Here is a 12,590-nt window from a genome sequence, read left to right as displayed (position 1 = left end):
CAGACACGCGTACCGCCGCGCGGTCAAGGTGGGCCGACCAGCCCCGCACGACGCCCGGTTCGCCGCAGCGGCGGACCGGGGCGGAGCCGAGGACGCAGGACATCACACCAGGAGGACGTACATGGGCAGGTTCACCAAGCGGGTCGGCGGCTTCGACTCGCCGCACTCGGTCGAGGACACGTTGCAGGTCCTCTTCAACGGCGTGGCCGAGCAGCTCAGCACCCCCTCGCCGACCGTGTCCGCGCCTGGCGTGGAGGCGGCGGTCTACCTGAGCCGCTTCGACACCAGCGGCGTGACGGTGACGGCGGGCAACAGGATCGAGACCTACTTCACCTTCCACGTCGACCTCACGCCCACCACCGGCGGCTGCACCGGCGAGGCGTACTTCGACCGGCGGATGGGAGCGATCACCCGCTGGATGGGCAACGCCATGGGCCTGACGGGCGGCCTGGCGCTGGTGTTCCAGCGGTGCAGCGTACGTACCCGCGGTTGGACCATCGCCTGACACGACGGAAGGAAGGGTGAACAGTGATGGGGCAGATCACGTGCAGGTGCGGTCAGCGTCTGGAACGGTGCTGCTCCCGCGGGTGCGGCCGCTGCACCTCGGGGCAGCGCTGCCCGCGGCACGGCAAGGACTGGGCCGTCACGACCGGCGGTGACCTGTTCAGCGCGGGCCGGCCGGGCAGCGGCGCCAAGTGCCGCAAGGACCAGGTGCCCGTCGTCAACTGCCCGTACTGCCGGGGGCGGCGGGGCAGGACCTGCGACACCTGCGGCGGTACCGGCCAGACGTGCCCGAACCACGGACGCTTCTGGACGTGACCCCGGGCCCGGGGGGGCCCGGCGCGGTGCGGCCCCTCCCGGGCCGCGCCGCGCCGCTGCGCGAAGGTGTCCCGCCCGTCCCCGAGCGCCTCGCCGCCGGGGACGGCCGCGCTCCGGTGTGGGCGACGACGGCCGGGGGTGCAGGCAGCCGGAGGTCGGCCGCCGTCCACCCCCCCCGCTCCCGACCGTCACGCAGGGAGCTGCTCCTTGTACCGCTCCAGCGCGGGCGCCGTCTTCGTGGCGATGAACTCCGTGATCCGGTACGCGCACACCCCGGCCGTCGTGAAGGGGTCCGCCGCCGCTATCCGCTCGGCGCGGGCACGGTCGATGCCCGCCGCGACGAGCACCCCGCCGTCACGCGGGTCCTTGCGGCCGGAGGCGATGACGACCCCCTCCTCGTACAGGCCGTCCAGCCAGGCCACATGGGCCGCGAGGTGTTCCTCGACGCGCTCGATGGGCGCTGTGTAGGTCAATTCCATGATGAACATGACCGGCAGGCTAGCCGGACGCCGCGGCCCGGCTCGCCCCCGCTGCCGCCTGACCCGCCCGTCCCGGCGCTGCGCCGCCGGGACGAGGCCGGACTTCCGGGTGATCGTCGGCGTACCGCCCCGGGGAGGGCCTGTCGTCGCGCGCCATGAGGCCGCGGGAGCGGAGGAGGTCCTGCCCGTTCGTGTCCCGCCCGAGGACCGCCGGTTCAGCGGAGCCGGAACACCGGCCCCCGTGGGGAGAAGGGCAGCGTCGCGCCGTCCGGGACGAGATAGGCGTGCTCGCGGCGGACACGCAACACGTCGCAGTACCCGTCCGTGATGATCAGCACCGGCGCCTCGGGCGGGAAGTCCTCCGCCCGCTGGAGGAGGTCCACGCCCGGCTGGAGGACCGTACCGCCGCGGCCCCGGACCCTTACCCGCCCGGCGATCTCCGTCGGCGGCAGGTACCCGGCGTCGTACGGGGCCGCGTCGCAGAACACGACGCGGGCGGCCGGTACGTCGCGGGCCTGCGCGTACGAGGCGATGGCGCCGAGCGCCTTGCCGAGGAGCCGCGCGTTCATGGAGCCCGAGGTGTCCAGGACGACGCCGAAGGTGCAGCGCGCGACCTCCTCGGGCGGGAAGTACCGGCCGGCGCGCGGGATGTCCGGGGTGGACGCCTGGCGGCGGGCCGGCCGGGCGTGACTGCGCACCGGCTGGGGGCGGGGTACGTACTCGTCGAACCAGCGGGCCAGCCGCGCGTCCCACGGCACGGGCGGGTGGCTGAGGGCCCGGATGGCCTGGACGAGCCCGGCCGGCAGCAGCCCGCGCCCCCCGCTGACGTGCAGGTCGAAACCCTGGGCCAGGCCGCGCCGGTAGAACTCGTCCAGATCGACGTAGTCGCGGGGCCGCCCGCCGAGGGGCTCGCCCAGGATGTCGCCGACGCCCTTGCCCCGCAGGGTCGCCAGGCGCCGCGTCCTGCGGGCGTCGGTGACGATCCGGTCGTACACCTCCTCGGCCGACAGGCCCTTCAGGTCCGGGTCGTGCAACAGCCCCTCGGGCATGGTGCCCACGCCCATCTCGACAAGCCAGCCGTTGACGACGTAGTCGGCGGCGACGTTGAAGAGGTACGGGTCGCGGGCGCCGCGCCGGTCGCCGTGGCGGAGCGCGGCGTGGAGCATCTCGTGGGCGAGGACGAACCGCCACTCCTCGTCCTCGTACCGGCGCAGCGGGTTCAGGTAGATCTCGCCGAGCGCGGCGTCGACGGCGGCGACGGAAATGCCGTGCCCGCGCGCCAGTTCGGCGTCGGCGACCAGCGTCATGCCGGACGCGACGCCGCCGAGCAGCGGGTAGGAGGAGACGAACCAGCCGAGCGCCCGCTCCAAGGGCTGCTTGATACGGATCTCGCCGGTGACGGCGTCGCGCCGCCCGCCCGCGACGTCCATGGTCGCGGAGACGGTACGGGTCAGGGCCCGGGCGAAGACCAGCTGCCAGTCGGGCGCGGTATGCTCCCGCGGCCACGGCACGAGGACCTGGTCGGGAGCGTCGCCCGCCGTCCCGCGGCGCTCGTGCGCGGCGGGGACACCGGTCTTGCGCCAGCGGGCGGCGAGCTGCTCCTCGTCGCCGTCCGGGAACGTCACCGGGTGGTCCTCGGGGGGCCGGCCGATGTGCAGGGTGAGCATGAAGCGGTTGACGACCGCGCAGCGGGCGGCCAGCTCGACGCGGTCGGGCTGGGCGCGCCTCTCCTGGTGGGCGGGGACATGACCGAAGCCGAGGTGGATGAGGCAGTGGGCGAGGGCCCACGCCCACGCGGCGGGCTCGGCGCGGCGGTCGGGGTGGACGTGGATGCGGCCGTCGGAGTCGACGACGGCCAGCCCGTGACGGGGACTCAGCCCGCAGTCGCGGGTACGGCAGATCTCGGCGTCCAGCGCCGCGAGGGCCGGGTGGCGCTTGACAAGGGCGAGCCCGGCGGCGAACGCCTCCCCTGCCGGGTCGTCGCGCCGGCCCTTGCCCGTCCTCGCGCCTCGGCTCACCGGCGGGCCTCGACCAGCCGGGGCATGTCCCGGGCGGCCTCGACGAGGAACCACGCGGGCAGCACCGGCTGCCCGTCCTCGTCGTCCCGGATGACGGTCTGGGCGACCTCGACGGAGATCTCGGCGAGCTGGACGAGCAGCGACTTGGCGCGGTACGCGGTCTGCCGCAGGGCGGGCGGGATCTGGTCCTTCGTCGCGGGGAGTTCCCTGATGAGACGCCCGCGGAACGCCTCGGCGAGGTAGTAGAGCAGGTCCCGGTCCTCGATACGGTTCGGCCAGCCGGCGTCGCCCTTGATGATGGCGTCGATGCCGTGGGAGTGCCGCACGATCTTGGCGTAACCGCAGAAGGAGACGGCGTGCGCGGGGGTGAGCGTGCCGTGCGCGAGGATCTTGAGGGTGTCCTCGTCGAGCGTGGGCCCGAAGGAGTGCAGCGCGTCGGAGAGCATGTGCCAGGACCGCGGTGTGGAGAACGGCTCCTCGGTCTTGGGTGGCTGCGACCAGAGGTGGTCGGGCCGGTCGGTGACGTAGTCGGTCACCCACGGGTGGATGCCGTTCTCCCCCGCCCACACCAGCCAGTCGGTGGCGGAGGCCCGCAGATGGACGTGCGTGAGACGGTTCACGAGCGCCGAGGCGATGGGCCGGGCGAGGGCGTTGTCGGTGGCGCGGTTGCCGGCGCCGATGACGAGGGACCCGGCGGGCAGCTCGTAATTCCCGACGCGGCGGTCGAGGATCAGGGAGTAGAACGCCTTCTGCACGTCGGGCGTCGCCGCGTTCAGCTCGTCGAGGAAGAGGCAGTACGGCTCGTCGCGCGCGATGGCCTCGGGCGGGCAGAAGACCGACTTGCCGTCCCGGATCTGCGGGACGCCGATGAGGTCCTCGGGCGCTAGCTGGGTGCCGAGCAGGCTGACGCACTCCAGGCCGAGCGACTCGGCGAAGCCGCGCACGAGGGACGACTTGCCGATCCCGGGCGCGCCCCACAGGAAGACGGGGCGGACGGTCGCGAGGCCGAGCAGCAGCTCGGGGATCCGGGCGGGCGTGACGGTGACGGCTGCCTGCAAGCGTGGGGCTCCTGTGCCTTGCGCGGGACCCGTCCGGTACGCCGGACGGCCGGTCGACACCCGCACGACCATGCGGGCCCGCCCAGTCTGAGCGCCCGACGGGTACCGACGCAGCCGAATTTCGGCGCGCCGGACGCCGGGCGGCGGTGCCGGACAAGGACGCGGGTGGTGATGGGGCACGGGCGGGATACAGGTGGTGATGATCCCCGCGCCGGGTTCGGCGCCGACGGCGTCCCGGACGGGACGCGCGTCGCGTGGTCGAGCAGGCCGTGGTGCGGCCGGTGCCGAGGCTGCCGGCGTCAGCCGTCGATGTCGAGCGCCGTGCCGTACAGCCGTTCCACCGCCAACCGTATGACGACCCGGCGCTCGGCGACGAGCTCCTTCAGGAAGGCGTCTTCGTCGCTCGGCCTCGCGGCCTGCGGGACCATCGCGAGCAGCTCTCGCCCGACGGCGTCCCCCGGGACGGTCGTCACCTCGGACACCTCCGCCCGGCCCTCCGCGACGGCGAAGGACCACACGTCACCCCCCGAGACGTGCAGGGCCGCGCGCGGGTCGCGGCGCAGGTGCTTGACCTTGACGCGGTCAGCGGTCGTGGAGAAGCGCAGGACGCGCGTGTCAGGGGACCACTGGTAGAGCATCGTGGTCAGATGCGGATGGCCGCTGCGCTTGTTGGTGGCGAGGGTGCCGAACTGCTGGTGGTCCAGCAGAGTCGAGAGGGCTTCGTCGGACAGGGTTCTGGGTGCGGGGCCTTGTGACATGACAAGCCCAACTCCCTTGTCTGCCCGAGTATTCCGCGGCCTCGCCGGCCCATGCGCGCCAGTCCGCGGGTGCGCCCCGTGGCCGGTGCCCCGCGACGAGGGCTCGGCGGGCCGCCGGCCGGTCCCGGCGAGCCCGTCGAGCCCTTCCGCGGCCGGCGACCACTCGGGCCGGTCGTGCCCGGTGGCGCCGAGCTCGTATTGCATACATGATCTTGTAGGGGCAGCATGGCCCGACGGCGGGACGCGCCGCGGTCATCAGGGACGCGCGGCGGCCGCCGTCAGAGGGGGCAGGCATGATCAGGCTCGCGGACGGGCCCATGACGTGGGTGGCGGCCGGGGACAGCATCACCCAGGGCGTGTTGCACACCCACGGAGCCCGCGGCTGGGTCGAGCACCTGCACGAGCGCGTTCGGTGGCAGCTGGGCCGGCTCACCGACACCGTGGTCAACAGCGGTGTCTCCGCGTGGGGCGCCGTCGACGTACTCGCGGCCCACGAGCGCCTCATCGGCCGGTTCGAGCCGGACGTGCTGTCCGTGTCCCTCGGCACCAACGACTGCCTCGCCGGGGAGGAGGGGCTGCCGGAGTTCCACGACGCGATGCGCCGGATCGTCACCGCGGTGGGCCCGCGGACGCAGGTCGTCCTGCAGACACCGGCACTGGTCGGTGTCTCGGGTCGGGAGCGGCGCGCGGCACTGCCGGCGTACTGCCAGGCCGTACGGGACATCGCGAAGGACACCGGGTCCCTGCTCGTGGACCACGAGGCCCACTGGCGCGAGCACCACGGTGAGACCGATCCGATCCAGTGGCTCGACGACCCGGTCCACCCGAACGCGGTCGGCCACCTGCGGTTGGCGAACCACACCCTGGACGCCCTGGGCTTGGGCCCGCTGGACCCCCTCTGATCGAGAACGTCCTTCGACGCGTTACGGCGCCCTGATCGCCCACGGTGGTCAGCGGCCGGGAACGGTCCACCGAGCTGTCGGCGGACCGGACGGGAGAGACCATGACCTTCGATCCGCAGCTACGAGCCCTGTACGACCAGCGTGCCGCACAAGGCGTCGTGCCGTTGTACGAGATGACCCTCGCCGAGGCCCGGGCGGCGGACCTGGCCGCCGTCCAGGCCGCCGCGGGAACCCCCGAGCCCGTGCGGGAGGTGTTCGACGAGGTGATACCGGGCCCTGCCGGAACACTGCCCGTGCGCGTCTACCGGCCCGAAGCCGACCACGGACCCCTCCCGGTCCTCGTCTACTTCTTCGGCGGCGGCTGGACACTGGGGAGCATCGAGACGAGCGACGCCATCTGCCGGAGCCTGGCCAACGCGGCGGGCTGCCTCACCGTCGCGGTGGGGTACCGTCTGGCACCGGAGAACAAGTTCCCCGCCGCGGTCGAGGACTGTTTCGCGGGCTTGCGCTGGACCGCGGAGCACGCCGCACGTCTGGGAGGCGACGCCTCGCGCATCGCTGTCGGCGGCGACAGCGCCGGTGGGAACCTCGCCGCCGCCATGACCCTCATGGCACGGGACGCGGGCGGCCCCGCCCTCCTGGCCCAACTGCTCGTCTACCCCAACACGGACTACTTCGCGGACACTCCGTCGCGCCGTGAGAACACCGACGCGTTGCTGTTCAACGACAAGTCCGTGCAGTGGTACTGGGACAACTACCTGACCTCCCCCGAGGAGGGAGGGAACCCTCTCGTCTCCCCGCTGCGCGCCTCCTGCCACGCGGGTCTGCCGCGGGCTCTCGTCATCACCGCGGAGTACGACCCGCTGCGCGACGAGGGCGAACAGTACGCCCAGCGCCTGCGCGACAGCGGTGTCCCGGTCGAGTCCACGCGCTACCCGGGGGTGGCCCACGGCTTCTTCGCCATGTCAGGCGCCCTCGACGCGGGCGGCCGCGCCCTCGACCAGGCGGCCGCCTATCTGCGCGCCGCCTTTGCCGGCGACTCCACCGCGGCCTGAGGAGACCGGGGAGGGGACCGCGTACGCGCGGTCCCCTCCCCGGTGGGGCGGCCCCTGGGACCCCGTCCCGCGCGGTGGCCGCGTGGCCCCCGGCGGGCCGTGTGGCCCCGGCGGTCAGCCGCCCGTCCGGTCCGGGCTTTCGGCGGCCGCGTCGAGCCGGTGCTCCCTGAGTGTCGCGCGCAGTGCGGCCGGGCCGGTGAACAACGCACCGCGCAGGCCGGCGGCGCGCGCCGCGCTCACGTTCTCCTGCCTGTCGTCCACGAAGAGGACGTCCGCCGGTTCGACACCGAGCGCCCGCACACTCCAGGCGTACGCACCCGGACGGGGTTTGGCGTGACCGATCCGGCAGGAGAACCCGCACACCTCGAAGTGCCTCAGCCAGGCGTGGTGCGCCTCGTAGTGCGAGGCCAGCTCCGGTGGGATGTTGGAGAGCAGACCGAGGCGCCGGCCCGCCGCCGCGAGCTCCTCGACGAGCGTGACCATCTCCCCGTCGACCGCGCTCCAACTGCGGACGTCGGTCTCGATGAGCGTCGCGATCCGGGCGGTGTCGAAGCGCGCGCCCAGCGCCGTCCCCACCTCGCGCCAGTAGGCCGGACCGATCAGCTCGCCCCGGTCGTACGGCGGGCGCAGTCGCCAGTACGCGTCCCAGAAGGCGGGCGCGGCCGCCCCGGAGGTCGAGACCAGCACCGCTCCCAGGTCCGGGGACTGGTGCCGCGCGATGACGCCGAACAGGTCGAAGAGGACCGTGCCGGGAGATGTCATGGTCCGTCTCACACCTTCCGTACGATGACGCCGGCCGTCGCCAGCGCGTCGGTCACCCCGGTCGGCGCCGTCTCGTCGGTGACCAGGGCATGGAGCGCGGTGGGTGGCGCCACGAACGCCAGGGCCGTGCGGGAGAGTTTGGCCGCCTCGGCGACGGCGACGGTACGCCGCGCGGATCTGATCGCGGCGCGTTTGACGGCCGCGTCGGCGAGGTCGTAGGCGGTCAGCCCGTCCTCGCCGGTGAGGCCGCAGCAGCCGATGACGGCCGTGTCGAAGCGGACCGCGGCGAGGGAGGCTTCCGTGAGGGGCCCGGTCAACGCCAGCTCGCCTGGCCTCGGCTCGCCGCCCGGGAGCAGCAGCCGCACCGACGGGGCGCCGGTCAGCGCGTTGGCGGCGTGCAGTGACAGGGGCATGACGGTGACGCTGCGGTCGCGAAGCGCCCTGGCGACCTCCAGGCACGTCGTTCCGCTGTCGATGACGACGGACTCGCCGTCGGCGATCAGCGCGGCGACGTCCGCCGCGATCCGACGCTTGACGTCCACGCCCTCCTGCGCCCGCAGCCCGAACGGCGGCTCCTCGCCGCGGAGGAGCAGACTTCGGGCGCCGCCGCGGAAGCGTTCCAGCACGCCCTGTTCGGCCAGGACCTCCAGGTCGCGGCGCACCGTCATCTCGGAGCAGCCGGCGAGCCCGGCCAGCTCGGCCACGCTCAGCTCGCCCGCCTCCCGGACGGCGGCTGCGATCCGGCGGTGTCGTTCAGTGGTTCCCATGAGAAGATTGCACACATTCCATGTTCGAAAGTCAATATATCGAACGTCTTGGCTGTTCGTTATGCTCGCCGCCATGAACACATCCGTGAGAGCCGCTCGACGCGCCACGTTCGCCTTCTTCGCCCTGAACGGCTTTGTGATGGGCGCGTGGATCGTCCACATCCCCGCGGTCGAGTCCCGTACCGGGATCAGTCATGCCATGCTGGGGTGGCTCCTGCTCCTGCTGGGCGCCGGTGCGTTCGTCGGGATGCAGTTGTGCGGTCGCCTCACCGACCGCGTGGGCGCCCGCCGGGTCGTGCCCGCGGGGGCCGTGCTGTGCAGTGCGGCGGTGGTGCTGCCGGCCCTGGCCGTCGACGCGGCGACCCTCGGGGCGGCGCTGTTCCTGCTGGGATTCGGCAACGGCTGTCTCGACGTCAGCATGAACACCCACGCCGTCCAGGTGGAGCGTGGATACGGCCGACCCGTCATGTCCGCGTTCCACGCGGTGTTCTCACTGGGTGGCGTCCTCGCCGCGCTGGTCGGCGCGCGGCTCGTCACCTGGGGTTGGGACCTCGGGGTGACCCTGACCGCCGTCGCCGTGACCGGTCTCGTGGTGACCCTCTGCGCCACTCCGGCCCTCCTGGGTCCGCCCGTCCCCGCCGGGGGTGGCGCGCGCTCCGACGGCACGGCGTCCACCGGCACGGCGGCCGACGGTGACGGCGTGCGCCCGGCCGGGCGGCGGCGGACACCCCGACGGGTGTGGGCCCTGGCCGTGCTGGCCTTGCTGCTCATGCTCTGCGAAGGCGTAGCCAACGACTGGAGCGTGCTGCACCTGGAGGACGTGCTCGGCGCGCCCGCCGCCACGGCGGCCTTCGCCTACGGTGCCTTCGCCACGGCCATGACGGTGGGCCGGCTGCTCACCGACCGGGTCGCCGCCCGCACCGGACCCGTGTTCGTCGTCCGCTACGGCGCGTCCGCCGCGGGCGTCGGTCTGGCCGTCGCCGCGCTGTCGCCCTGGGTGGCGCCCGCGCTGGTGGGATGGGCGGTGTTCGGGCTCGGACTGTCCGGCTGCGTCCCGCAGTTCTTCAGCGCCGCCGGACACGCCGACGAGGACGCGGCCGGCGCCCACGTCTCCCGGGTCGCGGGGTTGGGCTATCTCGGCATGCTGGCCGGACCCGCCGTGATCGGCCCGCTGACCCATCTCGTTCCCCTGAACCTCGCGCTGCTGCTGCCCGTGGCGCTCTGCGCGGTGGCGGCCGCGGCCGCCGGCGTGCTCCGCGCCGAACCGCCGCGCGAGGCGGATCGGAGCGGCAGGTGCCGGACCGAGGCGGTGTGACGACCGTCCCCGCGGCAGGCGGCCGAACCGTCCCGTCCGACGGGTCGTACGGGCATCGGGGGACTCCAGGGCCGTGCGGATCGTGCGTCACCGTGCGGCCGGCGCGGTCGAAGGCCGCGTTCGTCGGGACGCTCGTGGTGCCGACGGCGCGGCTGTCCGGGGTCGCCGACGGGACGGCCGGACCGGCGAGCCTGCCGTCGGTCGGCTCCGCGGGCCTCGCTGTGAGCACCGGCGGGCGACGCTCCCGCCGCTCCGTGACCCACATCACAGGTGGTTCCTGTCAGCAATCGGGGCGCTGTTCCGCTCAAGTCACCGAGAGCAAGCGAACCGACAGGAGCGACCCATGAAGCACCGCATCGTCATCCTCGGCGCGGGTTACGCCGGGGCCCACGTGGCCGGGAACCTCGCCCGCCGGCTGTCCCCGGCGGACACCGAGATCACCGTGGTCAACGCCGAGCCGCACTTCGTCGAGCGGCTGCGGCTGCACCAGCTCGCGGCCGGCCGGCGGATCGAGGCGCGGAAGCTCGCGGACGTCTTCGCGGGTACGGGGATACGGCTGCGCCTGGCCCGTGCCACCGCCGTCGACCCCGAGCGCCAGGTCGTCGCCGTGGCCGACGCCGCCGGCAGCGGCGAACTCGGATACGACACGCTCGTCCACGCGCTCGGCAGCCACGTCGTCGACCGCGGCGTCCCCGGCGTGGCGCAGCACGCCTTCGACGTCACCGGCCGGCCCTCGGCGCTGCGCCTGCGCGAGCGCCTGGACGCCCTGGGCAGGCGGCCCGAAGGCGGGAACGTGCTGGTCGTCGGCGACGGGCTGACCGGCATCGAGACCGCCACCGAGATCGCCGAGCTCCGCCCCGGCCTGTCCGTGACGCTGGTCGCCCGGGGCGAGCTGGGCGACCGGCTCTCCGCCGGCGCCCGCCGCCATCTGCGCCGGGCCTGCGACCGGTTGGGCATCACCGTCGTGGAGCACACCAGCGTCGAAGCCCTCGAAGCGACAGGGGTGCTGTGCGCCGACGGCACGGCCCTGGCGTCCGACGCGACCGTGTGGACGGCCGGGTTCGCGGTCGGCCCCCTCGCCGCCGCCGGCGGGCTGGAGGTCACCGAGAACGGTCGGATCGTCGTCGATCGCACCATGCGGTCGGTCTCGCACCCGAACGTCTACGCCGCCGGCGACAGCGCCTACGCCATCGGCGACAACGGCCGGCCGCTGCCGATGTCCTGCGCCTCGGCCGGCTCCACCGGCATGCAGGCGGTGGCCGCGATCGCGGGACGCCTGACCGGCCGCGCGGTCCCGAACACCAAGCTGGAGTACCTGGGCAACCACATCAGCCTCGGGCGGCGGGACGGGATCCTGCAGATGGTCGACGACGAAGGACAGCCGAAGCCGACGTACGTGGGCGGCCGGAAGGCCGCGCGGATCAAGGCGGGCATCCTGACGATGTCGCTATGGGCCACCTCGCACCCGACCTACGGCCTGCCCAAGCGCAAGCGCCGCCTGACCACCGTGCCGGGCGCGTCCGCTGGGTCCGCCCAGCGGTCGATGGCCTAGCCACCTGAGGTGATCCTCGTGAACAGCACCGCCACTGATCGCTTCGACACCGGTCGGTTCGAGGCCAGCCGGACCCGGCTGGCGTCGCTGGCGTACCGGCTGCTGGGCTCCGCCACCGACGCCGAGGACGCCGTGCAGGACGCGTTCCTGCACTGGCAGGCCGCCGACCGGCAGCGGATCAAGGTGCCGGAAGCATGGCTGACCAAGGTCGTCACCCACCTGTGCCTCGACCGGCTCCGCTCGGCACGGGCCCGCCGCGAACGCGCCGTCGGCACCTGGCTGCCCGAACCGCTCCTCGACGGCGACCCGATGCTCGGCCCGGCCGACACGTTCGAGCAACGCGAGTCGGTGTCGCTGGCCGTGCTGACCCTGATGGAGCGCCTGTCACCCGTCGAACGGGCCGTCTACCTCCTGCGCGAGGCTTTCTCCCACAGCCATGCCGAGATCGCCGGGATCCTCGACATCACCGAGTCCGCGAGCCAGCAGCACCTCCACCGGGCTCGGCGCCGCGTCACCGCCGCCCGCCGACCCGGCGGCGAGCGTGACCCGGCATCCGCCCGCAGGATCGTCGAGGAATTCCTCGCCGCTGCCACCTCGGGCCGCACCGAACGGCTGGTCGCGCTGCTCACCGACGACGCGACCGCCATCTCCGACGGCGCCGGTCTGACCGAGAGGCTGCTGCGGTACGACACCGCGCAGCGCATCGCCGCCGTCGCACGGGCCGGCTTCACGCCTACACCCGCGAAGCGGCGACTCGTCGGCGGCACGCCCGCCATCCACTACACGCTCGTCAACGGCGCCCCCGCCATCCTCGTCGTGCTCGGCGACCGGGTCGTCGGCGCGGTGACGTTCGACCTCACCGACGGCCGGATCGCCACCGTGCGGGGCATCGCCGCTCCCACCCGCCTCACCCGCCTCACCGAGGTCTGGCGGCAGCACGAACCGAGGGCGCCCCTCATCGCCCAGTGGTGACCCGGCACCGGACCGCGGCCACACCCTCGGCGCGCCGAGAATGTGGCCGCGGTCCGGTGGTCGGACCGGGCGTCCGGCCGGTACCGCGGTGCCGGGCCCCGCCTTCGACCGGGTGCCGGCATCGACCGGACAC

At 73.7% G+C, this 12,590-nt stretch carries 13 protein-coding genes; 7 read left to right on the top strand and 6 right to left on the bottom strand.

The features are described 5' to 3' along the window. Positions 1-121 precede the first annotated feature (121 nt). Together NRO40_RS00465 and NRO40_RS00460 are read left to right on the top strand one after the other, a co-directional pair. Positions 122-505, top strand: a complete 384-nt coding sequence (locus NRO40_RS00465; protein WP_058940046.1) for a hypothetical protein — start codon at positions 122-124, stop codon at positions 503-505. 26 nt (positions 506-531) lie between these two features. Then, the gene (locus NRO40_RS00460) at positions 532-819 is read left to right on the top strand and encodes a hypothetical protein (RefSeq protein WP_058940047.1); all 288 of its coding nucleotides are present in this window, start codon (positions 532-534) and stop codon (positions 817-819) included. A gap of 188 nt (positions 820-1,007) precedes the next feature. On the opposite strand, the gene NRO40_RS00455 is transcribed toward NRO40_RS00460, so the two are convergent. From NRO40_RS00455 to NRO40_RS00440, 4 genes are all read right to left on the bottom strand, one after another. Then, the gene (locus NRO40_RS00455) at positions 1,008-1,307 is read right to left on the bottom strand and encodes a YciI family protein (protein WP_058940048.1); all 300 of its coding nucleotides are present in this window, start codon (positions 1,305-1,307) and stop codon (positions 1,008-1,010) included. Between the two features lie 206 nt (positions 1,308-1,513). Beyond that, complete coding sequence (locus NRO40_RS00450) at positions 1,514-3,316, bottom strand: vWA domain-containing protein (RefSeq protein WP_058940049.1); 1,803 nt, start codon at positions 3,314-3,316, stop codon at positions 1,514-1,516. Continuing rightward, positions 3,313-4,374 (bottom strand): ATP-binding protein, encoded by a 1,062-nt coding sequence (locus NRO40_RS00445; RefSeq protein ID WP_058940050.1) that lies wholly within the window; start codon positions 4,372-4,374, stop codon positions 3,313-3,315. The genes NRO40_RS00450 and NRO40_RS00445 overlap by 4 nt, the downstream gene beginning before the upstream one ends. A gap of 299 nt (positions 4,375-4,673) precedes the next feature. Beyond that, the gene (locus NRO40_RS00440; protein ID WP_058940051.1) at positions 4,674-5,132 is read right to left on the bottom strand and encodes a PPOX class F420-dependent oxidoreductase; all 459 of its coding nucleotides are present in this window, start codon (positions 5,130-5,132) and stop codon (positions 4,674-4,676) included. Between the two features lie 293 nt (positions 5,133-5,425). Between NRO40_RS00440 and NRO40_RS00435 the strand changes: the two genes are divergently transcribed. Further along, positions 5,426-6,034, top strand: a complete 609-nt coding sequence (locus NRO40_RS00435; protein ID WP_058940052.1) for an SGNH/GDSL hydrolase family protein — start codon at positions 5,426-5,428, stop codon at positions 6,032-6,034. Between the two features lie 101 nt (positions 6,035-6,135). Then, positions 6,136-7,089, top strand: a complete 954-nt coding sequence (locus tag NRO40_RS00430; protein ID WP_058940128.1) for an alpha/beta hydrolase — start codon at positions 6,136-6,138, stop codon at positions 7,087-7,089. Between the two features lie 114 nt (positions 7,090-7,203). On the opposite strand, the gene NRO40_RS00425 is transcribed toward NRO40_RS00430, so the two are convergent. Beyond that, positions 7,204-7,851: an HAD-IA family hydrolase gene (locus tag NRO40_RS00425; RefSeq protein ID WP_058940053.1), complete on the bottom strand. Its 648-nt coding sequence runs from the start codon at positions 7,849-7,851 to the stop codon at positions 7,204-7,206. An 8-nt stretch (positions 7,852-7,859) separates the two neighbouring features. After that, positions 7,860-8,618: a DeoR/GlpR family DNA-binding transcription regulator gene (locus NRO40_RS00420; protein WP_058940054.1), complete on the bottom strand. Its 759-nt coding sequence runs from the start codon at positions 8,616-8,618 to the stop codon at positions 7,860-7,862. A gap of 73 nt (positions 8,619-8,691) precedes the next feature. Between NRO40_RS00420 and NRO40_RS00415 the strand changes: the two genes are divergently transcribed. The 3 genes from NRO40_RS00415 (at position 8,692) to NRO40_RS00405 (ending at position 12,457) form a co-directional block, all read left to right on the top strand. After that, positions 8,692-9,933 (top strand): MFS transporter, encoded by a 1,242-nt coding sequence (locus NRO40_RS00415; protein ID WP_058940129.1) that lies wholly within the window; start codon positions 8,692-8,694, stop codon positions 9,931-9,933. A gap of 343 nt (positions 9,934-10,276) precedes the next feature. After that, on the top strand, positions 10,277-11,485 hold the full coding sequence (locus tag NRO40_RS00410) for an NAD(P)/FAD-dependent oxidoreductase (protein WP_257375303.1): 1,209 nt from the start codon (positions 10,277-10,279) through the stop codon (positions 11,483-11,485). Between the two features lie 18 nt (positions 11,486-11,503). Continuing rightward, a complete protein-coding gene (locus NRO40_RS00405) occupies positions 11,504-12,457 on the top strand; it encodes a sigma-70 family RNA polymerase sigma factor (protein WP_198549234.1) in 954 nt (317 codons plus the stop codon). The last annotated feature ends 133 nt before the right edge of the window (positions 12,458-12,590 follow it).

It is taken from the genome of Streptomyces changanensis (assembly GCF_024600715.1).
Lineage (GTDB): Bacteria > Actinomycetota > Actinomycetes > Streptomycetales > Streptomycetaceae > Streptomyces > Streptomyces changanensis.
The sequence above is the reverse complement of the archived record's forward strand: the minus strand, read 5'-3'. Positions and strand labels throughout refer to the sequence as shown.

Excerpts from the sequence above, each read along its gene's own strand:
- NRO40_RS00420 (WP_058940054.1), bottom strand. The coding sequence starts at position 8,618 with ATGGGAACCACTGAACGACACCGCCGGATCGCAGCCGCCGTCCGGGAG.
- NRO40_RS00435 (WP_058940052.1), top strand. The coding sequence starts at position 5,426 with ATGATCAGGCTCGCGGACGGGCCCATGACGTGGGTGGCGGCCGGGGAC.
- NRO40_RS00410 (WP_257375303.1), top strand. The coding sequence starts at position 10,277 with ATGAAGCACCGCATCGTCATCCTCGGCGCGGGTTACGCCGGGGCCCAC.
- NRO40_RS00425 (WP_058940053.1), bottom strand. The coding sequence starts at position 7,851 with ATGACATCTCCCGGCACGGTCCTCTTCGACCTGTTCGGCGTCATCGCG.
- NRO40_RS00465 (WP_058940046.1), top strand. The coding sequence starts at position 122 with ATGGGCAGGTTCACCAAGCGGGTCGGCGGCTTCGACTCGCCGCACTCG.
- NRO40_RS00455 (WP_058940048.1), bottom strand. The coding sequence starts at position 1,307 with ATGTTCATCATGGAATTGACCTACACAGCGCCCATCGAGCGCGTCGAG.
- NRO40_RS00440 (WP_058940051.1), bottom strand. The coding sequence starts at position 5,132 with ATGTCACAAGGCCCCGCACCCAGAACCCTGTCCGACGAAGCCCTCTCG.
- NRO40_RS00460 (WP_058940047.1), top strand. The coding sequence starts at position 532 with ATGGGGCAGATCACGTGCAGGTGCGGTCAGCGTCTGGAACGGTGCTGC.
- NRO40_RS00430 (WP_058940128.1), top strand. The coding sequence starts at position 6,136 with ATGACCTTCGATCCGCAGCTACGAGCCCTGTACGACCAGCGTGCCGCA.
- NRO40_RS00415 (WP_058940129.1), top strand. The coding sequence starts at position 8,692 with ATGAACACATCCGTGAGAGCCGCTCGACGCGCCACGTTCGCCTTCTTC.